The organism is Paenibacillus stellifer (assembly GCF_000758685.1).
Classification (GTDB): Bacteria; Bacillota; Bacilli; order Paenibacillales; family Paenibacillaceae; genus Paenibacillus_AQ; species Paenibacillus_AQ stellifer.
Map to the genome: position 1 here is coordinate 3,514,372 of NZ_CP009286.1, position 26,225 is coordinate 3,540,596.

Consider the following 26,225-nt stretch of genomic DNA (forward strand, 5'->3'; position numbering starts at 1 on the left):
TGTCTGTTGAAGTATCTGCATCTTGCGTCCGAATTAATCGTTCTGAGAGAAATGCACGCATGCCTGTTCTTATGGCCGAACCAGCGGCAGCGGGGCTTGCTAATGTTCGAGCAGCGTCACCCGGTTTCTGCCTCCGGCCTTGGACTGGTACAAGGCATCGTCGGCCAGCTTGTAAATATCGTTCTCATTCATGGCGTCAACCTGCACTGTCGCAACGCCTACGGATACGGTCAGATAACGGCTTGTCTTGCTCATGGCATGCTCGATCCGAAGCTCTTCCACAACGGAACGGATACCCTCTGCAAGCTCCCACGACTCCTCCGAGGTTAGCCCGGACGCCACAACGCCGAATTCTTCTCCCCCTAGACGGAAGACAAAATCGCTGAGAGGCCGGACATACTCGCGGAGTTTTTTTCCAAGCGTCCGCAGCGCATTGTCACCCTCATAGTGGCCGTACGTGTCGTTAAACTTTTTGTAGTGGTCGATGTCGAACATGATGAAGGTCAGTAAGCCTTTGTTCTGCTTGGCCCGGTTCACTTCCTCATAAAACACGGTGTTGAAGTATCTCCGGTTATAGACGCCGGTCAGCTCATCCGTGACCGACAGCTTCTCAATCAGCTGAATATTGCGGTTCAATTCCTGGTTGTTCAGCTCAAGCTCCCGCGTCCGCTCATTGACCAGCTCTTCCAGATGCTCCTTGTGAGTCCGAAGCTCTTCTTCGGCCAGCTTCCGTTCGGTGATATCCTTGACGGTCCCTTGAACGGCCGGTCTGCCCAGATATTCGATAAGACTGACTTTATGAATAACGTAAATGTCACGTTCTCCATTCTTATGGGCCAACCGGGTCTCGTACTCGTCCGGTACGGGGATGCCTTTTGTCCGGTTTCTGTAGTAACCCTCCACCCTCTCGCGTTCCCCGGGATAGATGAAAGTGTGAAAAGGCTGGTTCAGCATTTCCTCAAGCTCGTAGCCCGTCAGACGGGCCAGCGCATGATTCGCAAATACGAGCTTCCGGTCCTGATTGATAAAGATGCCGTCCAGCATGTTGTTGACCAGGGTCCGGTACTTCTCCTCCGACCGCTCCAGATCGGCATACAGGCTGGCGTTCTCCAGCGCATACACCATTTCCCTGGACAGCAGATTGATGATTTTCATCCGGTCTCTGGTGAAGGCGCCGGTCAGCAGCTGGTTCTCCAGATAGATGATGGCGACAACCTGATTATGATTGATCAGCGGCATGCATACGAGCGATTTCGGCCGATGGGTGTTCAAATACCGGTCGTTGACGAATTCCGATTCGGAGAACGCATCCTTGTATATGATCGTCTCCTTGCTCTCCTCCACGTAGCGGATAATGGAATCCGGCAGATCGGCGTCCGTGTAGTTCCGGTGGAGCAGAACCGATATTTTGTTATCCCGGGCGTTATATTCCCCTTCGATCAACAGATCGCTTTGCGATTTCATAATAATGCAGCCGCGCTGGGCGCCCGCATTCTTGATTACAATATCCATCAGTGCTTCCAGCAGGTGATCAAGCTCAATCTCCTTGGAAATCGCCTGGGAAGCGAGCAGGATGGAACTGAGATCGATGCTCTCCGTCGTCTCCGTTACCGACCGGTTGAAGGAGAACTCCTTCTGATGCCGGGCGGCATCGGGATAGGCCCCGTTAAGCTGGCTGATCTTGCCTTTGGCTCCCCATACGGAGTAATAGTAGAGCGATTGCTTGAGCAGGTATGAAGCGTAATCGCTGTAGCCCAGATCCATATTAAACTTAGCGGCGAGCTCGTAGCAGAGCGCTTTGTAGCGGACAAAGCTGCCCTTTTCGCTCAGTTTCACAGCCTGCTCGTAGCCTTTGGCAGCCTCCAGGGGCTTGCCGTTAATCCGGGCCCACTCCGCCTTCATCAGCCACTCCAGCTGCAGAAACGTATCCGGATTGTGGACAGCCCATTTTCCCATCCGCCGCAGTTCCTTGCGCATTCTCCGCTTGGCCTTAATCTTCGCCGCAGTGTTCATCCCATTGAAGGCATACGCCAAATTCAGGAAGGCATATAATGAGAACTCCACCATGAAGGCGGAGCCGGCGAGCGTTCCGCTGTACGAATCCGCCTTCTCAAGAAAGGCCAAAGCCTCGTGGTAATGCTCGAAGGTGAAGAACTGCTTCATTTTGTAAATATAGTAGATGGCGATTCCGGAATAGTACCTCGCTTCTTCCAATCCGTGAAGGAAATCGGCTTCCCGAAAGTCTCCCCCGTCAAAGGACAGCGGATCGGACAGCTCCCCCGCCAGATTGAGCAGATGCTGCCTGGACAGCTTGGCTGTATTCAGCGCCTCCTGGTACTTCGTCGTCTCGATAATGGAGAGATAGCGTTCCGTCTCACGCAGATTGGCCGCAATCTCGAGGGACGGGTCCCACAGATTGATATAGAAGCAGGAATGGGCGAGGTACATCATTTCCCCGATCAGCAGACTGGATTCAATGGACTTCCCGAACCATTCCTTCAGCGTGTCCCACGGTTCCTTCCACACATGGCAGAACAGCGTATACAGCACGAGCGCCGCGCCTCTCCACTGTACATCGTTGAATTTGTCGTTGATACGGATACCCAGGCGGCCGAAATCGAAGGCGCCCTGCAAATCGCCGAAGCCGGACAGCAGGATGGAGTAGCCGATAAAGGCAATCGCCGATTCCGGACTGTTGCCGTACATCAGGCTGAGCTCGGCTTTCTTCAGCACCACAATGGCGAACAGATTACTCTCCCCGGAGATAAAGGCGGGCGGAAAAATATTGATCAGCAGCCGCATCACAAGCCGGATGCGCTCATCCGTCATTTCGGGCTTGCTGAAAATGTCCTCGATGTCCAATCCGCGCAGCCGGAACTTCAGCTTCAGGAACTCCTTCAGTACACTGCCCATCCCCGGCTTGTCCGGAATCTGGATGCCAAGCGTCTGCAGCCCCTTTCGGCCCGCCTCAATGGATTCCTTCATCAAGCCCAGGTACATATAATGATTGGCCTGCATCTCACGAATCAATCCGACCGCCATAGGCTCCTTCAGCGCAGCAAGCAGCAGCGCGCACGCTTCGTCGGCCGCCTCCACATGGCGGGTAAGGTAACCGCATTCCGCGAAGAGGCGGTACAATGCCAGAGTCCGTTCCTCGCCGGGCTGCCAGGAGCTTGAGGGCAGAAGCTTCCGGGCGGCCTGCAGGAAATCGAAGGCGGCGTCGTACCCGAAAGCCGCTTTCGCTCTTAGCGCCGCTTGCTCGTTGAGCCCGATGATCAGATCGATCTCCTGCATGTCCTCAACGTAATCCAGACCTTTGTTGATATGTGCAACAATATCCACAATGTTCACGTCTATTTCAGCAGGCGGCAGAGCCTTCAGCATCAATCTGCCGATCGTCAAATGAAGCTGTCTGCCGGTTTCGGGGTCGATCATTTGGTACAGCGCCTGCTGGATACGGTCATGCTGAAAGCGAAAGGTAACCGGAATCCGGGCGGCCTGCATCCCGAGATCCTCGGATAAGCCGGACAGCAGCGAATAGTTGGCATCCGCAGGGAAGATCAAATCTTCTTCCACAGCCCGGATCAAAGACTTTGCGATCATCACCGGATTCTCCCGGCTGATCTGCGCAAGCATGCCGTAATCGAATGAACTGCCGATACAGGCGGCCAGACGCAGCGTATGAAGATTCTCTTCCGGAAGAACCCGGAGCTTGTTGATCAGAAAGCCGATAATGTTCTCGCTGATATCCAGCTGACCGATGCGGTCCAATTCCCAGGCCCATATCCCTTTCGTTTCATCAAAGTGTATAAGCCTTTCCTTATGTAATTCCTTCAAAATCTCAGTCATAAAGAATGAATTACCCTTGGTCCTGCTATAGATCAGCTCCGAAAGCGGTGAAACACTGGCCGTGTCCGTAAAGAGGGTATCCGCGATCAGTTGGGCGGCTGCTTCTTGGGGGAGGGCATTCAGAATGACGCGGTCCACCTGCCCGCCGTTCTTCTCCATCTCTTCAAGCACTGCAAAGAGAGGGTGTCCCTGCATGGTCTCCTGCTGACGGTAAGCACACACGATAAAGAGCCTGCGGAGACGATTGCTCAGAACCACCTTCCCAAGGAGCTGAAGCGTCGAGAGGTCGGCCCACTGCAAATCATCCAGGAACAGGACGAGCGGACGCTCATCGCCAATCAGACCTTCGAGCAGCCGAATGAAGGTCTGGTAGAACCGGTTCGTCTCCTCTGCCGGATTCAGATGCTCGATTTCCGGCTGCTCGCCAATCAGATTCGCAAGCTCGGGGATGATCCCTGTCATAATCTTCCCGTTCCCGCCTAGCGAAGCGTTAAGGACTTCCGCAAGAGCTGACTTCTCTTGAACGGACATTCCGGCGTCCATTTGAAGAATTAGCTTGCGGATGGCCTGTATCAAGGCGCTGTAAGGGATGTTCCGGTTGTACTGATCGAACTTTCCACCGGTGAACAAGCCCTTCTCCCGGCTAATATAAGGATGCAATTCGTTCACGAACGCGGTCTTGCCCACTCCCGCATCTCCCGAAATCAGCATAAGCCGGGGCTTCTCCCGAATGCTCGCATGAAAGGAAGCCTTAAGACTGCGAAGCTCTTCTTCCCTGCCGTAAATGCGCTGGGAGATCCCGAAGATGTTCTTCCGATCGTCCTCGGCAGGCTCGAAGCCGCGCTCTCCGGCCAGACAGCGCTGCAGGTCTGCTTTGATCCCAAAGGCGCTCCGATAGCGGTCCTCCGGCGATTTCTCCAGCAGCTTCATAATGACGGACGACAGTTCGCGGGAGACTTCCCCGCCCGTCCGGTCATGGGGCGTTACCGCTGACTTGGCGATAATGGAGTAGATCATCTCCAGTATGTCGCGGTCTTCGAAGGGCTTCGCGCCGGTCGTCAGCTCGTAGAGCACCACTCCAAGTGAATAGAAATCCGTCCTGTAGTCGATGCTCCGGTTCATGCGCCCGGTCTGCTCGGGAGAAATATAGGGCAGACTGCCTTCCAGAACACCGCTGTTCTGAAACTCCGCTTTTTCCCGGGACAGCTTGACGGCGAGATCGAAATCGATCAGTTGGACAATATCCCGCTCTTTGTCCCAAATGATGTTGGAGGGCTTAATGTCTTTGTGTATAACCCGGTGCTCGTGGACGGAACCGATAATCTCGACGATCTTGATCATCAGGCGCAGAATCATCTCCGGATCAATACTGCCCTCGCCCATAATCCGCTTGAGCGACTTCCCTCCGATGTCCTCCAGAACCATGACGAAATAACCGTTCTCTTCCTTCAGCGAGATCGGTCTGATGACGCCTTCAACCTTCCCGCTGAGTTCCTTAAGCATCTTGAATTCCTGCTTGAAACGCATGACTTCTTCATAGCCGGCATAATCCGATTTCAGAACCTTCAGGATAACCGTGTTCTCCGTATCCATCGCCCGGCAGCGGTACACCGACTTGCGTTCATTATCGGAAATCGTCTCCAGTACGGTGTAATTGTCAATGGCAGTCATGCTTCGTCCACCCTCTACTCAGTATCCTCCGACACTTCAACATCGGCATCGAACTCAAAAATATACGCGGCGATCAGCCATATAATCCAGCAGTTCACGCCGAAGAACAAATAACCGAAATACCCCAGAATAGGCATCTCAGAGAAGATATGTATCTTGTCCAGGTAAGGAACCGAGTACTTCCAATAATTCGGGTTCGTCGGCAGTGAATCATGAAACCATTCGCTTCCGAAATTCCACATCTCCCAGAAAAATCCGTTGAACAGGGTGGCAAGCGCAATCAGAAAGACCCGAGACCAGTCGCCGTTCCGGATAGGTGTAAAAGGCGTCCAATAACCGGTGAGCGCCATGGCAGCGGACAGCATCGGAACAAGCGCCACCCACAGCACCCAGAATAAAACGTACGGATAATATCCCATTCCGAAAGCAAGCACAAGCCCCAGAGCATAGTAAATCAGCAGAAAGGTTCGGTTGGTGGAGAACTTGGGGCCGAAACGGTAGCGGTCCTTCATACCCTTGAAGGTCTTCAGCAGCGTGTACCATTCGAAAATGGCGGGGAGTACGGTTGTGTAGGATAAGGAGAACCAGAATACATTACCAAAATTCGTAAACACTTCGTTATTCGGATAATACCAGTTCTCGATAACAAAGAAATTTAAAAATTCAAAGGCAAACCAGCTGAAGCAGGAGACAACAGCCAGCAGCTGCATGGTCTTAGGCCTCCGGGAGATGATGGATCTCCCTTCATTCCGTTTGTAGACAATACCGTCCAGAATAAGAATAAAGGACCACCACAGCGGCACAAATGAATAGTGCTCCAGATCGACAATGATATGCACACGTCCCCACATGGCGATCCAGCTGACGGCCAGCACAGGAAGGCTCCACCAGAACCATGACGGAAAAGGAGTGGAATTCCCCCCGGCCTGCCGCTTCGTATCCGGTCTTCGGAATCCGAAGATGCGCGGGAACAGCAGCACTGCGGCAATACCTATTGCTACGATGGAAGCCAGTGTGAAATACAGGAGATTGAAACCGGGGTCTCCCTCTACCTTCTGGGCGGGAAAATCCCCGTATCCGGGCGGGAAGCCGCCCCATTTCGCCAGGCTTCCTATGTACGGAAGAATAAAGATTAAACTGAAAGTAACCATAAGTATAAGCTTTTTCTGTCGATTTTTCATCCGTTTCACACCAACCGTTTCAAATAAATTTTGCGGTTCCTCTATATTGAATAACGGCAGGAACGGAGGCGCCGTGAATAGGGCGGGTGAAATTTGGGAACGGCACGTATTGAGCGGGAGTCGGCGCGCGGAGGCAGGCGTGTTGAAAGAGGTTCCATGCAGTACCGGAAGCCTGATTGAACAGCTCGCACAGAATGGCGGTCGTCATGTAATTGTTGAGATTCTTCTCGTTATAGGAGCGGACAGCGTCCTGAAGCTGCTTCATCATCACAATGATCTTTTCCGGAGTGTTCAGCGCTTTCTGCTGGGGAATCACGATCCGTTCTCCGGATTCAGCGACGGACTGCCCTGCATCAACCTTCATCAAGGCGTTTCTTGCGGTAAAGTGCAGCCAGTAGAAGCTGCATTCGGACGACTTATAGCGGTATTGGTTCGTAAGGGGCGGCATGAGCAGATACTCACCCTTTTGGACCGTGTAATGCTCCTGGTCTCCTCCGATATACAGGACGCCTTCAGTAACCAAAATCAATTCATAATCGATCATCAGCCGGTTGAGATGGATCCACTCGGGGCTTGGAGCCATGAATTTTCCGGTATGTACCAGTTCAACAGGCGACTCGATCCGGAACACGAATGCATGCATCCGGGATTACACCACCATTTCTGACTTTTTTCCACCTTCGCATGATATATCACTTAATCAAATTATAATATTTGATTGATTTTTCCCACAAACGGAGCTTAGAACATCTAACTTTTTCACACAGATTCGAACTTCATGACATTTACCCTTCTACCTTCAGACGTTATGCTTGATCTGTAAACTATCGCTGGCTGCAGCAGAACATGAAGGAGTGGAGACATAAGTTATGGAGACGACAGGCAATCTTGCCCGCCCCCTTCCGCATATTCCGATCAGGGATTTCGGGCTTGACCGGGTGATTCTGAGTGATGAATACGCCGTTAATGCATTCGCAAGAGAATTGGATTATTTGAAAAACTATGATCTAGACCGTCTCTTGTCTGGCTTCCGGGAGACCCGGGGATTGACGCCCAGAGCACCGAAGTACCCCGGCTGGGAGGATACGGAAATCCGTGGGCACACGCTCGGCCATTATCTGACCGCCATCTCTCAGGCTTACAAGCAGACGGGGGATGAAGAACTGCGGGAGCGGCTCGAGTACCTCATTGGCGAGTTTCAGCTCTGTCAGTTTGAGAACGGTTACATTTCTGCCTTTGACGAAGCTTTGTTCGACCGGATCGAGAACCGGCAGCCCGCCTGGGTGCCTTGTTACACGATGCATAAGGTGCTGGCAGGCATTGTGTCCGTATATGAAGCAACGTCGAACGCGTCCGCACTGGAAGTTGCTTCCCGTCTCGGGGACTGGGTATCGGCTCGCACATCCAAATGGGATGACGAAATCCATTCCCTTGTCCTTTCGGTCGAATACGGCGGTATGAACGATTGCCTGTATGATTTATACCGTATCACCCGAAGCGAGCGCCATTTGGAGGCCGCCCATATGTTCGACGAGCTTACGCTGTTCACGCCCGTTCACGAAGGCCGGGATAACCTCCGGGGCAAACACGCCAACACAACGATTCCGAAATTTCTCGGAGCGTTGAACCGTTACAACGTACTGGGTGAAAGCGAACGCTTCTACCTGGAAGCCTGCGAGAAATTTTGGGAAATGGTCGTCTTTCACCACAGCTACATGACCGGCGGCAACAGCGAATGGGAGCATTTCGGGGAACCTGATCCCTTAGACCGTGACCGTTCCAACTTCACCTGCGAAACCTGCAATACCTATAACATGCTGAAGCTGACCCGCGAGCTGTACGTCAATCAATATATCAGCTCAAGACTGGATTGGGAAGAAGCGGGCATCATATTGATTCAACAGTCGGAGCTTCCGGCCGGCGACCGGACATCCTTCACCTTATCTGTGCAGGATGGCGTCACCTCCCCGCTTACTCTTCGCTTCCGGATACCTTCCTGGGCCGCGGGACCGATTGAAGCCGACGTTAACGGACACCCAGAGAAGCTTGAGGCAGAGAACGGCTGGGCGATGTTGAACAAAACCTGGAAGGATGGCGATCAGATCATCCTCAGGCTGCCGATGACGGTCACCTTCTCCTCCCTCCCGGATGCACCGCATGTCGCGGGCTTCCGTTACGGGCCGTTCGTCCTCAGCGCCGCTCTCGGCTCCGACGACATGGAGCTGTCCTCTACGGGCGTTATGGTCAGCGTTCCGACCCGGAGCATGCTTGTGAAAGACTTCATCACTGTCATAGGCATGAGCCCGGAGCAGTGGCTGGCCGATCTCCCATCTCACCTGATGCGGGACAGGGACGGCAAGCTTGCCTTTACCCTCAAAGACACCGACGAGGACTCAAGGCTGGTGTTCACCCCCCACTACAGACAGCACCGCGAACGATACGGCATCTATTGGCGGATCGTCGAAGAGGATTCGCTAGAACTGCAAAAGCATATTCTGAATGCCAAAGAGCGGGGCCGGACCGAGCGCGCCACCATTGACAGCCTGCCGGTCGGCAACGATCAATACGAGCTGCAGCATGGCGTCCGTGGCGAGGCGACCTCCGTCGGCACATGGGACGGCAGCAATTTCCGCCGCGCCGAGTCCGGCGGATGGTTCAGCTACCGGATGGCCGTCATACCGGGCCGGGACAATCTGTTGTCGGTGACCTATTTTGCGGGCAACTCCGGCAGGACCTTCGAGATCTATGCGGATGATGAGCTTATTGCCAGCGAGAAGCTGCAGGCGGAGGACAGACGCTCGTTCGTCGAGAAACACTATGTGCTGAGTGCCGGCATGATCGGTGACAAGACTGCTCTTGACATCAAGTTCGCTGCGCGGGAACAAGACAATGCGATCTTCGGCATTCTGAGAACGATGACCGCCTTTAATTCGGACACCGGTATCGCCAGCTTGAGCTTCGAGGGCGCCGAAGCGGAGCATCTTCCCGATCTCGCCCAGCGCGAAATTGTGGTGAATGCAGCCGAAGACCGGGCTGCTATCACAATGATGATTGCAGCCAATCATCCCGGGGCACTCGTCTATGTAGACGGCGTGCTGATCGATGAGTCGCAGCCCCGCTCCGTCAAGCTGACAGGAATGGAGACCGTCGTCCGACTGACGGTAACAGCGGAAGATTTCACCGCTTCCCGGGATTACCGGATCGTGATTCGGAAGTAGCTGTTCTTCCGGTGCGGCCGCAGAATCGGCTTTGGAATTCAAGACAAGGTAATACGTTTAGGGTCAAAACGTATCGGGTAAAATTTGTCGGGTGAAACTCGGAGCAGCTCCGAAACCTTGCGGCGGGTACTGCCGGCCTATATGGCCCGTAGACCGCCCTTTTGCATTTATACGTCCAAACCTCAATCCCAACATACGAAACTTAAAATAATTCAGAAATTTATGAATTTCACTTTATTATTTATTGTATTTTACACATCTATTTACATATAAGAAGGCCGAAATTACAATTAGCCTTAATTCTTCTTCAAGACAAGGAGAGCCCCGAATGGATGACATTGACCGCAGTATTCTGAATGAATTGAAAGCGAACAGCCGGATGACCGTCTCGGACATTAGCAAAAAAGTGAAGCTGTCCGTTCCAGCCGTCACGGAACGAATCCGCAAGATGGACGAATCGGGGCTGATCGAAGGCTATTCCGTCAAGATCAACCGCGCCAAGAGCGGCTACAAGCTGCTGGCGTTCGTGCTCGTCGTTATTGACAGAACAGAGCAAATACCCGCTTTTCGGTCATTTGTTACGGAGAGCAGTGAAGTGCTGGAATGCCATCATTTGGCGGGCGAATACGATTATCTGCTAAAGGTGCTTGTGAAGGATACGGAAGAACTGGAGACCTTTCTGACGCGAACGCTGAAGAGTGTTCCCGGCGTGATCCGCAGCAACACCATGATTTCATTGTCTTCGCTTAAGGAGAATTGGAACCGGTGATCGGGTGTCGTCAAACAAAACGATTAAAGGAGGGAACTGAATGATGCTGCTGAGAGGTTTTAAATTTGGCCTGCTGCTGCAGCTTGCAGTGGGTCCGGTCTGTCTGTTCATCCTCGGCACCGCCTCTGCGAAGGGCTTCGGGGCAGCCGAAGCGGCAGTGCTTGGAGTCGCCCTTGTCGACGGACTGTATATTCTGGCCGCTCTGTCCGGGATTTCGCTGCTGGTCTCCCGTGGCAAGCCGGGGGCCTGGCTCAGCGTGCCGGGCGCTGCGGTGCTGCTGCTGTTCGGAGCCGACATGCTGGCATCTGCCGCAGGCTATCCCCTGCTTCCATCGCTTCCCGCTCATCAAGGGGTGTGGGGCGGAAGCTTTGTCCAAGCGCTGCTGTTGACTGCCGCGAACCCGCTGACCCTGCTCTTCTGGACCGGCGTATTCGCCGCCAAGACAGCCGAATGGAAGATGGAAAGTGGAGAACGCCTTCACTTTGGGATAGGCTGCCTTATGTCCACCGTCTTCTTTCTGACAGCCGTGTCCCTGGCGGGAGGCTTGGTGAAGCCGTTCATGACTCCGGGCTTAACCGGAGCGCTTAACGGAGTGATCGGGCTGGTGTTTCTAGGCTTCGCCTGGCGGCTAATTCATTCCGCGCTGCTTAAGTCCGGGGAGCCCACAGCATAATGCACACCCCGATCAGACAGACTGCGGCGCCGATCCAGTCATAGAGATCAGGCGTCTTTTTCTCGACAAGCCATCCCCACAGAACCGCCAGAATAATGAAGACCCCGCCGTAAGCGGCATATACCCGGCCAAAGCCGGGAAAGCGCTGGAAGGTCGGAATAATGCCGTACAGCACAAGAATCAATCCGCCCGCAAGTCCATACCAGGCCGGCTTCGATTCCCGGAGCCACAGCCAGACCAAATAGCCGCCGCCGATTTCAGCAAGTCCCGCCAGCACAAACAGAAGCATGGATATCGCCATTCGCGTCCTCTCCTCTCCGTCTCTCGTACGGGATTAATTCTGAGCTATCGGAAGTAATTTCTTTGTTTTTTCAGAAAATCCTCTAAAAAATGTCGAAAAACAGCCTCCGCTATAAAACATTTGGTTGAAGCTTGCATCTTCATTTGACATAATGAGTGAAATACATGATACCATCAGCGAATCAGGACAAGGGGGAAGCTTCATTGAAAGGAATCATTACCGTACTGGGCAAGGACAAGGTCGGCATCATCGCCAAGGTGTGCACGTATTTGGCGGACAACAACGTGAACATTCTGGATATTTCCCAGACGATCGTTCAGGATTACTTCAATATGATGATGATCGTCGACATTTCGCTAGCCGAGAAGAGCTTTGAGGTTCTCGTTGAAGAGCTTCATCATGCCGGTGAGGAAATCGGGGTCGAGATCAAGCTTCAGCACGAGGACATTTTTAATATCATGCACCGGATTTAATGCCGATTTAAGGGCGATTCATCGCCCAACAAAGAGAACAGCAAGCGGGAGGATTACGATGATTTCACGGGTGGAAGTGCAGGAAACGAACAAGATGATCCGCGAAATGAACCTCGATGTGCGGACCATTACGATGGGCATCAGCCTCATGGACTGTGCGCATACGGATTTGAGCGTGTTCAACCAGAAGATTTATGACAAAATCACGAAGTCGGCAGAGAAGCTGGTGAAGACCGGCGAGGATTTGGAGAAGCAATTCGGCGTTCCGATCGTCAACAAGCGCATCTCGGTTACGCCGATCTCGATTGCAGCCGGCGCTCTGAACACGGACACCTACGTACCGGTCGCCGAAGCGCTGGACAAGGCTGCACGAGAAGTCGGTGTCAACTTCCTCGGCGGCTTCTCCGCACTGGTGCAGAAAGGCTGCACGACCGGCGACCGCAAGCTCATCGAGAGCATTCCCGAAGCGCTCGCTGTTACGGAGCGGGTATGCGCCTCCGTCAATGTCGGCTCTTCGCGCAGCGGCATCAACATGGACGCCGTCAAGCTGATGGGCGACATCATCCGCCAGACCGCGGAGCGAACAGCAGACCGGGATTCCATCGGCTGCGCCAAGCTCGTCGTGTTCTGCAACGCCGTAGAGGACAACCCCTTCATGGCCGGAGCTTTCCACGGCGTCGGCGAACGCGAATGCGTCATTAACGTCGGGGTCAGCGGCCCAGGCGTGGTGAAGCGGGCCCTCGAAGAAGTCAAGGGCCAGGATTTCGAGACGCTGTGCGAGACAATCAAGCGCACCGCGTTCAAGATTACGCGCGTCGGCCAGCTCGTCGCCCAGGAAGCCTCCAAGCGGCTTGGCGTTCCGTTCGGCATTATCGACCTGTCGCTGGCCCCGACGCCGCTGATCGGCGATTCCATCGCCGAAATCTTCCAGGTCATGGGCCTGGAGGAGGCCGGTGCGCCAGGAACCACGGCAGCTCTAGCCATTCTGAACGATAACGTGAAGAAAGGCGGCGTCATGGCGTCCTCCTATGTCGGCGGACTCAGCGGCGCGTTTATCCCGGTCAGTGAGGACCACGGGATGATCCAGGCCGTCCAACGCGGCGCATTGACGCTGGAGAAGCTGGAAGCCATGACCTGCGTCTGCTCCGTTGGCCTTGACATGATCGCCATTCCGGGCGACACGTCGAAGGAGACCTTGTCCGGCATCATTGCCGACGAGGCGGCTATCGGCATGGTAAATAACAAGACGACAGCGGTCCGCCTGATTCCCGTCATCGGCAAGGGTGTCGGCGAGATGGTGGAATTCGGCGGCCTGCTCGGCTACGCGCCGATTATGCCCGTCAACTCGTTCAACTGCGCCGGCTTCGTCGACCGTGGCGGCCGGATTCCCGCTCCGATTCATAGCTTCAAGAACTAGACCTTCGCTAGTTTAAATCGGAGTTAACCTTTGAGCAGACCGAATTCACTCAAATAAAGTCATCTGAGTCCGGCCCTACGAGGTACGAGCAGAGGCTTGTCCTGAGAATTGATTCGGTCAAAGTATTAGCAGAGCTGGGCTTCAATATCGGGGACCTTTTTCAATATCGGGGACCTTTAATAACGTCAAAGAAGCTTGCTTCCATTATCTCCGGGAAGCAGGCTTCTTTGTATTTGTGCGATTCACGATTTGTGCGATTCACGATTTGTGCGATTCAGCAATCGGCATTCGTATCGGCATTCGTATAGGCATTCGTATCGGCATCCGCAGCGGGAATTAGGCTTTCTGGATGCCAAGAGTAGGAACTCCGGAAGTGACATCGACAAACAGCACATAGTTCACGCCATCCGTTCCTTTCAGGACAATGCCCGGCTACGAGGATGCCGTCTCATTGTAGAACTTGACCGACTGTGCGCTCGCCGGCGGAACAGGCTGGGAAAAGCTCCGTCATCACGGTTCAATCCCGCATGATCAGCTTAACCCATACATCAATGCGCCAAAATCATGTCACCTTTATCCTCTGCTGCCTCCCTCGCCCGCCTGCCGTTGCCCTGCTCCTGCGTGCTGCTTGGAGCGGAGAAACCGGAGTCCGGTCAGAAGAGCGGCGACGAGACAGATAGCGGCCGAGGTAGAGAATACTACATGCATGCCTGCCAGAAAAATATCCGGACGGCCCGGGATAAGACCGGTTACCCGGTGACCGGCAAGGCCGCTCATTACATTGAACAAAGTCGTGGTAGCGATGGTGATGCCGACGACCATGCCAACATTGCGGACCAGCGAATTAACACTGCCGGCCGAGCCTAGCTGGGTGCGGGGAACCGTCGACATGACAAGCGAGTTGTTCGGCGATTGAAACAGGCCGCCTCCGATCCCGAGCATGGCGATCCATAATCCGACCAGCGTGATCGGACTGCCTTCATGAAGCTGCGCCAGGCCAAACTGGGCGATGACCATCACGATCAATCCCGCGAATGTCAGCAGTTCCGATCCGATCTTATCCGACAGCGCCCCGCTGATCGGCGCCACAATGACCATCATGATCGGGAACAGCATCAGGAGGAAACCGGCGGAGGACGGTGACAGACCGAGCATGTTCTGGGTATAGAAAGGCGAAATAATATTGAAGCAGAAATTCGCGGCAAAGACCAGGAAGCCGCATAGAATGCTGACCGAGAACAGCGGGTTCCGGAACAGATTCAACTGTAGCAGCGGCTCCGGCTTGCGGAGCTCCACCCACAGAAAGGCTGCAAATGATACAGCAGCGACGACCAGCGACAGGATGATGCCTGTGTTGCCGTAACCGCTCTGCTGGCCGAGCAGCAGGCCGGCGAACAGGGCAACGATAAACACAGCGAACAGCAGGCTTCCAGAGACGTCAATGCGGGCTTTGACCCGGATCAGATCCTTCGGAAGCACCTTCCAGCCAAATAGAATGGCGATCAGACCGATCGGTACGTTAACCCAGAAGATGTACTCCCAGCCCAGATTGGCTACAATAATACCGCCGAGACTGGGACCGGCGATGCTGCCGAGCGAAACGAAAGTGCCGATGAGGCCGAGCGCTTTTCCTCTTTCATTTGCCGGAAAAATATCCGTCACAATCCCCTGGCTGTTCGCCATGGTCATCGACGCACCCAGAGCTTGGACAATCCGTGAAGCGACCAGCAGCGGCAGCGTTCCGCTGAAGCCGCAGAGCAGCGAGCCGATAATGAAGACAACCGTACCGATCTTGAACATCCGGATCTTGCCCGCGATGTCTCCCAGTCTGCCGAAGAACAGGATGACCGAGCAGATCGCCATCAAATAACCGGTCGTAACCCATTCCACTTGAGCCATCGGCAGCCCCAGTTTGCCGGACAGCACCGGGAGCGCTATATTCACAATACTTCCGTCCAGTGTGGACATAAATGTAAACAAATTAAGGACAATCAAAATGATCCAGCGGCGCTTCTGCACGTCTGCATCTTCCTGATAGGTCGCCCGAGTGATCGAGCTCATATAACCACCCCGTTTTCTGCACTAATCATAATTGGCTGCATTTTGCACATGATAGGCTGCATTTTGCATTTAGTTGCGTACGCAACCATTTGACTTCCAAAGTGTACTCCAATTTTGTTGCGTACGCAACTGTTTTGCGGTAAAATTTTTGGTATTGCATCTATAGTATTGCTTCTATACCATCACCACTGTCTGGGGCACATATGTATCGCCTGTACAGGCGTACGTTTGCTTCAGACCAAAGGAGCCCTCCATGAACCCGAACGACACCTTCAGAAAAGAACCGATTGGACGGCTGATCTCCCATATTCATCGATCCCAGCAGAAGTACTTGTCCCGTTCGCTAGGGGAATACGACATCGGCGGAGGCGGACAATACAGCTTCCTCAAAGCGATTCTTCATTCGCCCGGGACGACTCAGGAGCAGCTGACCTGCGATCTTAAATTCGATAAAGCCACGACAGCACGCTCGGTGAAGCAGCTGGAAGAAGCCGGATATATCGAACGCCGGACAGATCCGGGCGACCGGCGCTCTTATCTGCTGTTCCCGACGCGCAAGGCGGAGGAATTCCTGCCCGTGCTGCAGCGCGTACTGGATGAATCCAATGCCAAAATGACGCGGGATTTGACCGAAGAAGAGAAGCAGCAGCTCACCCTGCTGCTTCAGAAAATCAGGCTTGATTTGTGAGGATATTTTTGTGAGCCTATTATTGAGAGGAGAGTTAAACCCATGGCCATCGAGCAGGTAAAAGCCCATCTCCGTTCTTTCGGAAGAGAGAACGATATCATGGAATTCGCAACATCCAGTGCCACAGTTGACCAGGCCGCCGCTACCATCGGCGTCATTCCCGCGCGCATCGCGAAGAGTCTTTCCTTTAAGGGTGAAGGCGAGTCCGCCATGCTGATTGTCGCCGCTGGCGATGCCAAAATTGACAACAAGAAATTCCGGGAGCAGTTCGGCTTCAAAGCCAAAATGCTGACACCGGATGAAGTGCTGGAGCAGACCGGGCATGCCGTCGGCGGCGTCTGCCCCTTCGGGCTTGCCCGCAAGCTTGAAGTCTACCTCGACGTGTCGCTGAAGCGCTTCGAGACCGTTTTTCCCGCCTGCGGAAGCTCCAACTCAGCGATTGAGCTGACCTGCGCGGAGCTGGAGCAATACTCCGGCGGCCTCGCCTGGGTCGATGTGTGCAAAGACTGGGAAGATAAAATCGAGACAGAAGACGGACAAGCCTCCTGACCGTGAGAACCCGGCAGCAAACACGGGGCTGTCTTACTATGGCTGTCTTGACTGGCTGACTTATGCTCGGCTGTCTTGACCGGCTATCTTGCCCTGTGGACTTACCTGGCTGTCTTGCTCGGCTAACTTACCCGGTTGGCTTGCCCGGCTAACTTGCCCGGCTGGCTTGATCAAAAAGGACGGAATCCCAGCCAGCGGGATTCCGTCCTTTTACCAATCTATTGGGCTGCAGCTTCCTCCGCCTTCACCTTCTCCTCCACCTCTTCGGTGATCAGATTGCCGCCTTCCTTCTTCCACTTAGCGACAAAGTCGTCGAACGGCTGAATGGGTGCGTCGCCGAGAATAATATTGAGAAAGGTTTCGCTCTCCAGCTTCTGCAGGCGCGCTCCGTACAGCTCACCAAAAGGGTCACCAGCCTGTCGATCTCCTTCTGTCCGTTAAGTCGCACCAGCCACTGAACTGTGTTCAAGGTGTTATGCAGAAAATGCGGATTAATTGCTGAGAACGAAAACAAATTCGGCAACCTGCGTATACGACACCGGGGCGGTGACATTCTCGGCCATTCGGATAATTTCCTTATTAACCTTACGGAGAGGACCGGATATCCCGCTTCCAGAGCTTCTCCTGCAAAAAAGCGGACATCCTCCAAGATTTGCCCATCCAGCTCGAACTGCTTGGAAGCGAAATCCAGATTGTCGATGGCATTCTCCAGATTAAGCGCTTCCTGTCTCAGACTTGCGCTGATGCCGTTGTCGATTTTGCCGGAGAGGATTCCGACAACCAGCATCGGCAGCAGCGAACCGGCCAGCACATACAGGAGCAAGGAGGACCGGAGAGATTGGGCCGTCCCGAACTGTATCCCCTCTTCGTTCTTGGCATAGAGATCCCATCTCTTTCTTGTACGACGGGCAGCAGCTCTTCGGAGGGTACTCTCATGTCAGAATCTCCTATCTACGATAAAATATTTGCGCTTTCATTTTAGCAAATAACGAATCGCTTCAAGGAGTGACACGAGCTTTCATTTCGGGGATAACCGTCTGATATCACTTGACAGATTTCACGGCGAAGATGACCATTTTCGCACCTCAGCGGTTTTCCGGATTCCGGCGCCAGAATCGGATAGGAGGCTACCCATTAATTGAGTAGCCGACCTTCCACACCACCGTACGTACCGTTCGGTATACGGCGGTTCAACCGTTTGAGTGCAATTGACGCAAGCGCTCGTACTGGGCAGGGAAGTCATAATACCCTGCCTGTACGAGCCTTTCGTTTGTTACAGAGCGATTCAATACTGCGCTTCTGGCTATTCGCCAGTAGCCCCGCCTTGTATTTCCCCATTGGTAAGTCTGCCACTCCGGTATCCCCAGCTTTCGCAGATTTTGTACCTTCGTTCTTGGCTTCTTCCATTGCTTCCAGATGTACATGCGCATCCGCCTTCGCAGCCATTCATTCCAGTTTTGCAGGATTCGCTTCATGTCGGCTACGTAGAAGTGACCCAGCCAGCCGCGAATGTAGACTTTTACGTTCTCCATTACCTCTCTTGCACTCCTGCCTTGTCTTCGATTCGTGAGCTCTTTCAGTTTCCTCTTTGCTTTAGCGAGAGATTGCGGATGGGTGCGAATGTACACACCGTTCCCGTTCTTTCCCAGCGCATAGCCGAGGAATTTAAAGTGTTTCTGCGCCACGACGCTGACGACCTTACTCTTCTGCGGGTTCATTTGAAGTTTTAGCTTCTGCTCCAAGTACGTCCGGCTGGATTCCAGCAGTCGCATGGCTGCTCGTTTGCTCTTTGCCAGCACGACAATGTCGTCCGCATAGCGGATGACCCTCACGCCTCGGCTCTCCATCTCCTGATCGAATTCGTTCAGATAGACATTTGACAAAAGCGGAGACAGCGGCCCGCCTTGCGGCGATCCTTCCTCCGTTGCGCGTCGTACCCCGTTTTCCATGACTCCGCTTTTCAGGTACTTTTTGATCAGGTCGATGACGCGTTTATCCTCGATCTGTTTGCGCAGCAAGTTCAAAAGAAGCTCATGGTTCAACGTGTCAAAGTATTTCGACAGATCGATTTCAACCGCTTGTCCATAGCCCTGCTCGGCGTACGTTTTGACTTTCCGAATGGCCTGTTGCGCACTTCGACCCCGGCGGTAGCCATAGCTTCCATCCGAGAAAAGTGGCTCGAATAACGGTTGCAGCTGCTGGGAGATCGCTTGCTGGATCACCCGATCTACGACGGTCGGGATGCCGAGCTTTCTCACTCCACTTCCATCTGGTTTGGGGATTTCCTTGCGCCGCACCGGGCTTGGTTTGTATTTCCCTTCCCGGATGCTTTGCAGCAGTTCATCTCTGTTTTCCCGCAGCCACGGAAGCGCCGCCTCTACGGTCATCCCATCGATCCCGGGCGCTCCGTGATTACTTTTGACCTGTTTGTACGCCCGGTTCAGATTATCTCTGTCCAGGATGCGTTCCATCAGATCGTTTGCACCGTCTCTTTCTTTACCTTCCCGAGCTCCGGCACTCCGCACTCCCGCATACTCTTCGTGTTCCACACTATCCCTTTGAGGGCAGCCCTTTCGGTATTCTGCTTTCATCGCACCGGTTCTCCTTCCAGTCTGTACTCGAGACTTACGATTGTTCAGCCCTTCCGCTTGCCGCTGACGCAACAGGCGTACTATGGCGTCTGCTGACCTCTCACAACAAGCTTTACTCCGTGTTTCGGATTTTTTTTTTCTCCTACTCCCCGTCTGTGAGATCTCCCCGGGTAAGAGCGATAACTTTCCCCTCATCTATCTGCCACATTTACATCATGGGATTCGGGCAGTATTGGACTTTGCTTTGTGTGGCAAGCTCGTCCGTCCCATCATGCCTTATATGTGATTTCTGTTCGTCAGACCGAGGGTTTGCCTCCGGCTTCCTTCAGATTCCGCCTCGCGGCGGACACCCTTGCCTTCAGCTAACAGTTCCTACTGCCAAGCCCGTAGCGGACTTTCACCGCCGAGTTATCGCCCATGCCGGGCGCACCACAAACAAGCGGGCTCCGCAGCCGATTAAGCCGCGAAGCCCGCTTGATTTCATGACCGAATATTCACCGTTGCTGCGCGGGAGAAGGACAAGCTCCCTGTGGAGAGCAGGAGATGGAAGCGAAGTAACGTTGGTACTTCGCGCATTGCTCCAGCAGTACGCTGATCTCTCCTTTACGCGCCAGTGCTGTCAGCCCGGCCCGGGCCAGCCGCTCGGACGGTCCGGGACCGATCGCGGCGCACAGGACGATGGAGCAATCCTGCAGCAGCGATACCGTTTCTTCCAGAATCGACGCCTTGTCCGCATCGCCGCAATCGGACTTGCCGTTGCAGTACGCCTGAATCCGCCGCACGCCCAGCAGCTTCTGCTCCTGACCGGACACTTCATATACGAGGAATTCGCGGGCATGGCCAAAATGCACATTCACCTGGCCCCCGCCCCGCGTCGCCACCGCGATGCGCATGCTGCCGCGTTCTCCTTCCGCCCCCGAATTGGTTAGGCGCTGCTTGCGCTCTGATACTGTGCGGTCCAGCCGCAGAAGCACTTCTTCCCGGGCCACCGGATCGTATTCCCGGGCCGGTGCGGCTTCGGCTTGGAGGCCGATATCGTTGCCAATCATCCCGACCGCGTCTGCGCGGCATTGACGGCAATGCCGCATTACCGGCATAAGCGCCTCGCTGCGCGCCTGCACCTCAAGCGTCAGCGAAGTGGCGGGCTCGGTTCGCCCTTCCTTCTCGTACAGACTGCCCGGCGAAATAATCAGCGGCATAATATTGTGGGAGAATGCGCCTGCCTCCTTGACCGCTTCGGTCACCTTGATCAGATGGCCGTCATTAACGCCGGGGATCAGCACGGAATTGACCTTGACCTTGACGCCCTGCTCGGCAATCTTCCGGATGCCTTCGAGCTGGTTCTGCAGCAGAAGCTCTGCTGCCTCCCTGCCGCGGTAAGCCTTGCCGCGGAATGACACGGCCCGGTACACCTCCGCCCCGATGTCCGGGTCAACGGTATTAACCGTGACCGTGACATGGCTGATTCCGTACCGGACGATCTCTTCCGTGTAATCGGGCAGCTTCAGCCCGTTGGTGCTGAGGCATAGCTGCAATTCAGGCAGACCTTCGGACAGCAGTCTGAACGTTTCGAACGTCTCCCGCGGATTCGCCAGCGGATCGCCGGGGCCTGCAATGCCGACCACGGTCAGCTGCGGCAGACTCACAAGCGTGCTGCGCACCTTGTCATAGGCCTCCTGCGGCGTAAGCACTTTGCTGACAACCCCGGGACGGCTCTCGCTGACGCAGTCATATTTGATATTGCAATAATTGCAGTTGATATTGCATTTCGGCGCTACCGCCACATGCATGCGGGCAAAGTAATGATGCGCCATTTCGTCATAGCATGGATGGCGCGATTCGTTCGGCAACGCGAACACCACCTTTCAAATTGGTTGTTACATACCGCAGCCCAAGCTGCATGATGTCTCATAGTGACAAAAAAAGACTTGAAACGGACGGCAAAATGCCATTCGTCTCAAGCCTCCGGCGAACCGGTTGGCTCGGAAATTGCGCGGACTCAAGCGCTAGAGCGCCATACGCCAAATGCGCCACGCCTAATTGTGAATTCCATCACAATCACGGGCCAGGATAATACGCCTTATCTGTGAGCAGACCGAAGGCTCTCTCAAGGAGCTTCAGAGTCTGCATACGGATCAGTCCGTCAGTGCGGCAAAAGCCGGACGGCTGCAATGCAGTCATCCGGCTTCCTGGTTGTCGGTCAGCCGCGCCTATATCCTATAATTCCCATACACTTTATCTTATTTTAGAACGGGCTCCTGAACCTGTCAACGACGAAATTAACAAATCCTAGGCGGAACAGCAGCATCGAGAGTCATTCAGCAACCGAGTGATGTTCCTGCTTGACAAAAAAACAAAGACAAATCAAACTGTACAAAAATTATCAGTTAAATAGGATTTAAGAAATGGAGAGGGGGTTATCCTTTCATGGCAACCAGGAATATTCCGGTTCTGCTGCGCGCAGGTTTGCGACTATCCGGCATCGCCCTGATTTGTATTCTATGGGAGGCTCTGCCAAGAAGCGGACTAGTAAATTCGACTTACTTCCCGCCGTTGTCCGCGGTGCTGCAGGAGGTCGTCGATCTTCTGCAGCACCAGCATCTGCTCGGTCATACGGTAGCGACTTTATGGCGGATGGTGGCGGGCATAGTACCGGCGGTGCTGCTGGCCGTGCCGGCAGGTGCGATTCTCGCATACTGGCTGCCCGGTCTGACTGAAGGATTGAACCCGCTGTTCCGCATAATGGCCCAGGTCAATCCCTTTTCACTAATGACGGTCTTTCTTCTGTTCTTCGGCATCGGGGAAAAAGCAAAGCTGATCATCGTCACCTGGGTAGCATTCTGGCCCCTGCTGCAGCATGTGATCAACGGTGTGCAGAATATGGATGCTGACCTGCTGAAAGCAGCGCGCAGCATGGGAACCTCACCTGCCCGGCTATTCCTGCGCGTCATATTGCCGGGAGCGGCTCCCTCCATTTTGCTGGGAATCCGAACGTCGATCATCTTGCTGCTGGCTATACTCGTGGCCGGAGAAATGCTGGGAGGCTTGGCCGGACTCGGCTGGCTGCTTCATTGGTCCGGCAATTACTATTCGTCGCCATACGCCACGACGCCTATATTTGCCGTTGGTCTATGTATTTCCCTGATTGGCGTGATCCTTAGCTTCGTACTGCGCAAGCTGGAGCGTGATCTCTTTTTCTGGAAGCCTCAAGACTCCGTGTGGAGTACGGAATCAGCCTCCCGGGAGCGTCGGGGCAGGCCAAACCGTTATTTTTCCGTTACCGTGTTAGCGGCTGTCCTGCTTCTTCTCGTGGCGGGAGGCGCGTCAACAGCCCATCTGAGCCGAACGAACGGCAGCTTCGCGGGAGAAGGAGATGTGCCCAGGTCCTCTTCCAGTGATCATAGCGATCACATGTCTAATATGGATCACATGTCCAATATGCATATGGACTCAGACACTGAGTCCGGACATTCCGGGCATTCGGGTCATGGTGCGACATCCGATTCTCCGTGAACACTTAGGTAACCTGCCGGTCACCGGACCACAAAACTAATGTCGGGAGGAATCAAATGAATGTGTTAACCAAGCTTGGCAAACGGTATGCCGCTGTAGCCGCCTTCCTGGTCCTGTGGGAAGCCAGCGTCAGGTTTGAATGGGTAGACCCTCAGTTTATCCCGGCCTTCACTCAAGTGGTCCGGTTCATCGGCTCACAGGCTGTAACCGGTGAGCTTGCTCACCATGTGCTGATCAGCCTGGGGCGCGCTCTGGGAGGACTTGCCATTGCCCTGATTGCAGCCGTGCCGCTCGGGATTGCCCTGGCCGGCTGGTCGGATAAGGCCCGTATTGCCATCGAACCCGTATTGGAGTGGTTCTCTAACATCAATCCGTTTGTCATGTTTCACATTATCATCGTATTCATGGGGGCCGGCGAGCTGACGAAAGTCACGATTATTGCCTGGGCTTGTGTATGGCCGATTACGTTCAGCACGTTGTCCGGCATTATCCATGCCGATGCAGACATTGTCAAAGCGGCGCGTTCATTTGGGCTGAGCCGCTTCCGGCTGACGGCCAAAATCTTGCTCCCCTCTGCCCTCCCCTACATTTTGACCGGGACGCGGTTGGCTGCAGGCTATTCATTGCTGTTCCTGATCGCGGCCGAAATGATGGGGTCCAGCTCCGGTCTGGGTTTCATGATCTATACAGCGCAGGCTAATTATCAAATTGTGCAGATGTTCGCCGGTGTTTTGATTATCGCGGTTCTGGCCATCGCTCTGGATGGAATTATGTCTGCGGCGGGAAAACGGCTGTCCTATCCCTCATAAAATGACAACCATTATAAAAGTTACAAATTATCGAACTAGCTGGTTTATGTATATTCATGCGTTGACAATTGAGAAAGGCATAGAATAAGCTTTATTTCATAAATCTCATAAGTTTTATCGGATTTAAAAAGTTGACCAGTTAGCTGGAGACTAACGCACTTCCCCCCGGAAGTTCGCTTAGTCTCTTTTTTATACTATTCGATGCAGGTGGTGATCAGGTTGAGTTGTTGTAGTTAGAGTTGTTATATTTTAACTTATAAAGATTATATTAGGAGTGTGAAAAAATGGCAACTAGCAAAAAGAAATGGGTAATTATATCTGTGGTCGCCCTCGTGGTGGTCGGAGGAATCGGCGTTGGCAGCTATTTCGGTCAGACGAAGAAAGGAATTGGCATCCAGGGCGCTGCCGGGCTCTCGAATCTGAAGAGCGCAGGTTTCGACCCGGCCAAGTCCGGCAAGAAGGTCTACACGATCAAGACCGACACCAAGGTCAACTGCTCCTCCACACCATGGGTAATTGCCGAGAAAGAAGGATTTTTCGCTGAAGAAGGAATCAATGTGGAGTACACCGGCGAACTGACTACCGCCCAAGTGCTTCCATCGATCTTGAACGGAACAAATAACGTCTCCAGTGCCCATGTCAACAACATCGCCACTTATATCGCCGGCGGGGCCAAAATCAAGGGCGTTACGATCGGCGGGGTTGACCCGAAGCCTGATGTGGATGACAAATATCACCATATGAAATACTATGTCAGCCCCAAGCTGGGAGTTAAAACTCTGGGAGAACTGATCAAGAAGAAGAATGGAGCAAAAATTACGATCAACGGCACCGTTCCGAGCTGCACAACGTTTATCGCATCCAACGCATTCGACCATGAGGGCTTTGACCGGAATCAAATCAAATATGTCTCCTTCGAAAGCGATACAGCAGCCCTTCAGGCCAACGAACAGGGCAACATTGACATCGTCGGCGTCCACCCGCCATTCTACAAGCTGGCGAAAGAATCCGGACTGATCGAAGTTTTCGACACGGCGGATACGGGGCTCGGCGAATCGGCAGGTACGACCTTCTACTACTTCACGGATGATTTTATCAAAGAGAATCCTGACGCGGTACAGCATTTTGTCAACGCGATTAAGAAAGCGCAGGCCTGGATCGTCAACCCCGCGCATGAGGAAGAAGCAATTAAGCTGACTGGCGAATATATCGGTCAACCAGTAAATGCCGTACACTATTACTACACCGGCAACGGATTTCCGAACAAACTGATCCAGCCCTGGATTGATGACCTAGTCAAAAACGGAGCACTGAAGAAGGACCAGCTGCACGTCAACGATCTGATCACCACCCAGTTTGACAAGGGCTGAAATGCCATCATACGTAAGGCAGCAGCTAATGTTAGCTCAGAAACGTCAACAACTCGCACTTCCAGGTAAAAGAGGCATTGGAAGAACTAGCAACTTCGCAAAACAACGGGTTTTGGCTATTCATTCGACACCATTTTCCACAACGGGAAGCTTCGGCTTCCCCCTCCCCTCTGATCGACATATACGAACCGGAGCGGCTGCTGATTGGATTCGGTGCGGTGAGTGATGAGGAGACGGCTCTGCTGACGCAACTAAGCGTAAAAGGAGGATGACTAACAGATGAAATGGTTACTCTCTGTTCACCGGGCCTTGTTAAGCTTCTACCTGTTCTTCCTGGTGATCATTATCTGGGAACTTGCCCCGCGTCTGGGCCTTGTCAGCGACGTGTTTGTCCCGCCCTTCTCGCGGGTCGTGAAGACCGGAGTCGACCTGGGACTGACGAACATTCTGCTCTACATCTCCATCAGTCTCAAAAGAGTGTTCTTCGGCTTTATCTTGGCTACGATTCTGGCCCTGCCTGTAGGCTTTATTCTAGCCGGAGCCGTGCCGAAGCTTGCCGTATTTCTCCGGCCCTTGACCAAATTTCTCTCCAGCATCCCGCCGTATATTCTGTTTCCGGTCTTCGTTATCATTGTCGGAGTCGGCGAGGGCGGCATATACACTGTTATCTTCTGGTCATCGTTCTGGCCGATCTTGTTCACGACCATAGCCGGTATCCAGAATGTCGATCCGCTGCTGATCCGGGCGGCCAAATCCATGAACGCGAGCAAGGTGACGATCTTTACAAAGGTGATTCTCCCCGGCGCCTCGCCGACCTTGATCACCGGACTCCGCACCGGTCTGACCATGAGCTTCTTCATGCTGATCGGTTCGGAGAGCATGGGCGCCGATTCCGGGATGGGCTGGATGATCCACAATGCCCAGAGCATGGGGTTCGTCGAGCGGATTTATCTTGGAGCGATCATGGTTGCGGGCGTTGGTCTGGCGCTCAATTATGTGCTTGAGTATTTGGAGAACTCGATTCTCACTTGGCGGCAAGCCCCGGAATCCAGCAGCAAAGCCGCAGCCTAGCGTGATCTTATCTTATAGCAA

18 protein-coding genes and 1 pseudogene are annotated in these 26,225 nt (G+C 53.7%); 11 read left to right on the forward strand and 8 right to left on the reverse strand.

Annotation, left to right across the window (positions count from 1 at the left end; translation table 11 throughout):
- Positions 1–99: 99 nt before the first annotated feature.
- The 3 genes from PSTEL_RS16285 to PSTEL_RS16295 are packed head-to-tail and all read right to left on the reverse strand — an operon-like array spanning position 100 to position 7,344.
- Positions 100–5,520: a diguanylate cyclase gene (locus PSTEL_RS16285; protein ID WP_038696894.1), complete on the reverse strand. Its 5,421-nt coding sequence runs from the start codon at positions 5,518–5,520 to the stop codon at positions 100–102.
- Between the two features lie 14 nt (positions 5,521–5,534).
- Complete coding sequence (locus PSTEL_RS16290; protein WP_245624972.1) at positions 5,535–6,671, reverse strand: small-conductance mechanosensitive channel; 1,137 nt, start codon at positions 6,669–6,671, stop codon at positions 5,535–5,537.
- A 49-nt stretch (positions 6,672–6,720) separates the two neighbouring features.
- Positions 6,721–7,344 (reverse strand): AraC family ligand binding domain-containing protein, encoded by a 624-nt coding sequence (locus tag PSTEL_RS16295; RefSeq protein WP_052098571.1) that lies wholly within the window; start codon positions 7,342–7,344, stop codon positions 6,721–6,723.
- 226 nt (positions 7,345–7,570) lie between these two features.
- Between PSTEL_RS16295 and PSTEL_RS16300 the strand changes: the two genes are divergently transcribed.
- From PSTEL_RS16300 to PSTEL_RS16310, 3 genes are all read left to right on the forward strand, one after another.
- On the forward strand, positions 7,571–9,919 hold the full coding sequence (locus tag PSTEL_RS16300) for a beta-L-arabinofuranosidase domain-containing protein (protein WP_052098572.1): 2,349 nt from the start codon (positions 7,571–7,573) through the stop codon (positions 9,917–9,919).
- 328 nt (positions 9,920–10,247) lie between these two features.
- On the forward strand, positions 10,248–10,688 hold the full coding sequence (locus PSTEL_RS16305) for an Lrp/AsnC family transcriptional regulator (RefSeq protein ID WP_038696899.1): 441 nt from the start codon (positions 10,248–10,250) through the stop codon (positions 10,686–10,688).
- 40 nt (positions 10,689–10,728) lie between these two features.
- The gene (locus tag PSTEL_RS16310; RefSeq protein ID WP_052098574.1) at positions 10,729–11,361 is read left to right on the forward strand and encodes a LysE family transporter; all 633 of its coding nucleotides are present in this window, start codon (positions 10,729–10,731) and stop codon (positions 11,359–11,361) included.
- Here PSTEL_RS16310 and PSTEL_RS16315 read toward each other — a convergent pair.
- Positions 11,336–11,662 carry a YnfA family protein gene (locus PSTEL_RS16315; RefSeq protein ID WP_038696901.1) on the reverse strand — a complete coding sequence of 109 codons (327 nt, stop codon included), beginning with the start codon at positions 11,660–11,662 and terminating at the stop codon, positions 11,336–11,338. The genes PSTEL_RS16310 and PSTEL_RS16315 overlap by 26 nt on opposite strands.
- Before the next feature lie 203 nt (positions 11,663–11,865).
- Between PSTEL_RS16315 and PSTEL_RS16320 the strand changes: the two genes are divergently transcribed.
- Both PSTEL_RS16320 and PSTEL_RS16325 read left to right on the forward strand, forming a co-directional pair.
- Positions 11,866–12,135 carry an ACT domain-containing protein gene (locus PSTEL_RS16320; protein WP_038696903.1) on the forward strand — a complete coding sequence of 90 codons (270 nt, stop codon included), beginning with the start codon at positions 11,866–11,868 and terminating at the stop codon, positions 12,133–12,135.
- 58 nt (positions 12,136–12,193) lie between these two features.
- Entirely contained in the window at positions 12,194–13,552 is a 1,359-nt protein-coding gene (locus tag PSTEL_RS16325; protein WP_038696904.1) for a PFL family protein, read from the forward strand.
- A gap of 573 nt (positions 13,553–14,125) precedes the next feature.
- Here PSTEL_RS16325 and PSTEL_RS16330 read toward each other — a convergent pair.
- Positions 14,126–15,613: an MFS transporter gene (locus PSTEL_RS16330; RefSeq protein WP_038696905.1), complete on the reverse strand. Its 1,488-nt coding sequence runs from the start codon at positions 15,611–15,613 to the stop codon at positions 14,126–14,128.
- A gap of 253 nt (positions 15,614–15,866) precedes the next feature.
- On the opposite strand from PSTEL_RS16330, the gene PSTEL_RS16335 reads away from it, so the two are divergent.
- Together PSTEL_RS16335 and PSTEL_RS16340 are read left to right on the forward strand one after the other, a co-directional pair.
- Positions 15,867–16,301, forward strand: a complete 435-nt coding sequence (locus tag PSTEL_RS16335; RefSeq protein WP_038696906.1) for a MarR family winged helix-turn-helix transcriptional regulator — start codon at positions 15,867–15,869, stop codon at positions 16,299–16,301.
- 42 nt (positions 16,302–16,343) lie between these two features.
- Entirely contained in the window at positions 16,344–16,850 is a 507-nt protein-coding gene (locus PSTEL_RS16340; RefSeq protein WP_038696907.1) for a YbaK/EbsC family protein, read from the forward strand.
- Between the two features lie 400 nt (positions 16,851–17,250).
- Here the strand turns inward: PSTEL_RS16340 and PSTEL_RS28530 are convergent.
- From PSTEL_RS28530 to nifB, 3 genes and pseudogenes are all read right to left on the reverse strand, one after another.
- Positions 17,251–17,346 (reverse strand): annotated as a pseudogene (locus tag PSTEL_RS28530) (sensor histidine kinase); the annotation flags it as partial.
- A 694-nt stretch (positions 17,347–18,040) separates the two neighbouring features.
- Positions 18,041–19,441, reverse strand: coding sequence for a group II intron reverse transcriptase/maturase (gene ltrA, locus PSTEL_RS16350; protein WP_038696909.1), 1,401 nt, complete (start codon positions 19,439–19,441; stop codon positions 18,041–18,043).
- A 494-nt stretch (positions 19,442–19,935) separates the two neighbouring features.
- Complete coding sequence (gene nifB / locus PSTEL_RS16355) at positions 19,936–21,291, reverse strand: nitrogenase cofactor biosynthesis protein NifB (RefSeq protein WP_052098575.1); 1,356 nt, start codon at positions 21,289–21,291, stop codon at positions 19,936–19,938.
- Between the two features lie 577 nt (positions 21,292–21,868).
- Here nifB and PSTEL_RS16360 point away from each other — a divergent pair.
- From PSTEL_RS16360 to PSTEL_RS16375, 4 genes are all read left to right on the forward strand, one after another.
- Complete coding sequence (locus tag PSTEL_RS16360) at positions 21,869–22,954, forward strand: ABC transporter permease (protein WP_052098578.1); 1,086 nt, start codon at positions 21,869–21,871, stop codon at positions 22,952–22,954.
- Positions 22,955–23,010: 56 nt separating this feature from the next.
- Positions 23,011–23,763 (forward strand): ABC transporter permease, encoded by a 753-nt coding sequence (locus tag PSTEL_RS16365; RefSeq protein ID WP_038696911.1) that lies wholly within the window; start codon positions 23,011–23,013, stop codon positions 23,761–23,763.
- 284 nt (positions 23,764–24,047) lie between these two features.
- Positions 24,048–25,133: an ABC transporter substrate-binding protein gene (locus PSTEL_RS16370; RefSeq protein ID WP_038696913.1), complete on the forward strand. Its 1,086-nt coding sequence runs from the start codon at positions 24,048–24,050 to the stop codon at positions 25,131–25,133.
- A 279-nt stretch (positions 25,134–25,412) separates the two neighbouring features.
- Positions 25,413–26,204, forward strand: a complete 792-nt coding sequence (locus tag PSTEL_RS16375) for an ABC transporter permease (RefSeq protein ID WP_038696915.1) — start codon at positions 25,413–25,415, stop codon at positions 26,202–26,204.
- Positions 26,205–26,225 lie beyond the last annotated feature (21 nt).

Coding starts and splice junctions, on each gene's coding strand:
- PSTEL_RS16300 (WP_052098572.1), top strand. CDS start 7,571: ATGGAGACGACAGGCAATCTTGCCCGCCCCCTTCCGCATATTCCGATC.
- PSTEL_RS16330 (WP_038696905.1), bottom strand. CDS start 15,613: ATGAGCTCGATCACTCGGGCGACCTATCAGGAAGATGCAGACGTGCAG.
- PSTEL_RS16370 (WP_038696913.1), top strand. CDS start 24,048: ATGGCAACTAGCAAAAAGAAATGGGTAATTATATCTGTGGTCGCCCTC.
- PSTEL_RS16315 (WP_038696901.1), bottom strand. CDS start 11,662: ATGGCGATATCCATGCTTCTGTTTGTGCTGGCGGGACTTGCTGAAATC.
- PSTEL_RS16375 (WP_038696915.1), top strand. CDS start 25,413: ATGAAATGGTTACTCTCTGTTCACCGGGCCTTGTTAAGCTTCTACCTG.
- PSTEL_RS16340 (WP_038696907.1), top strand. CDS start 16,344: ATGGCCATCGAGCAGGTAAAAGCCCATCTCCGTTCTTTCGGAAGAGAG.
- PSTEL_RS16290 (WP_245624972.1), bottom strand. CDS start 6,671: ATGGTTACTTTCAGTTTAATCTTTATTCTTCCGTACATAGGAAGCCTG.
- PSTEL_RS16310 (WP_052098574.1), top strand. CDS start 10,729: ATGATGCTGCTGAGAGGTTTTAAATTTGGCCTGCTGCTGCAGCTTGCA.
- PSTEL_RS16305 (WP_038696899.1), top strand. CDS start 10,248: ATGGATGACATTGACCGCAGTATTCTGAATGAATTGAAAGCGAACAGC.
- PSTEL_RS16335 (WP_038696906.1), top strand. CDS start 15,867: ATGAACCCGAACGACACCTTCAGAAAAGAACCGATTGGACGGCTGATC.
- PSTEL_RS16325 (WP_038696904.1), top strand. CDS start 12,194: ATGATTTCACGGGTGGAAGTGCAGGAAACGAACAAGATGATCCGCGAA.
- PSTEL_RS16365 (WP_038696911.1), top strand. CDS start 23,011: ATGAATGTGTTAACCAAGCTTGGCAAACGGTATGCCGCTGTAGCCGCC.
- PSTEL_RS16285 (WP_038696894.1), bottom strand. CDS start 5,520: ATGACTGCCATTGACAATTACACCGTACTGGAGACGATTTCCGATAAT.
- ltrA (WP_038696909.1), bottom strand. CDS start 19,441: ATGAAAGCAGAATACCGAAAGGGCTGCCCTCAAAGGGATAGTGTGGAA.
- PSTEL_RS16360 (WP_052098578.1), top strand. CDS start 21,869: ATGGCAACCAGGAATATTCCGGTTCTGCTGCGCGCAGGTTTGCGACTA.
- PSTEL_RS16295 (WP_052098571.1), bottom strand. CDS start 7,344: ATGCATGCATTCGTGTTCCGGATCGAGTCGCCTGTTGAACTGGTACAT.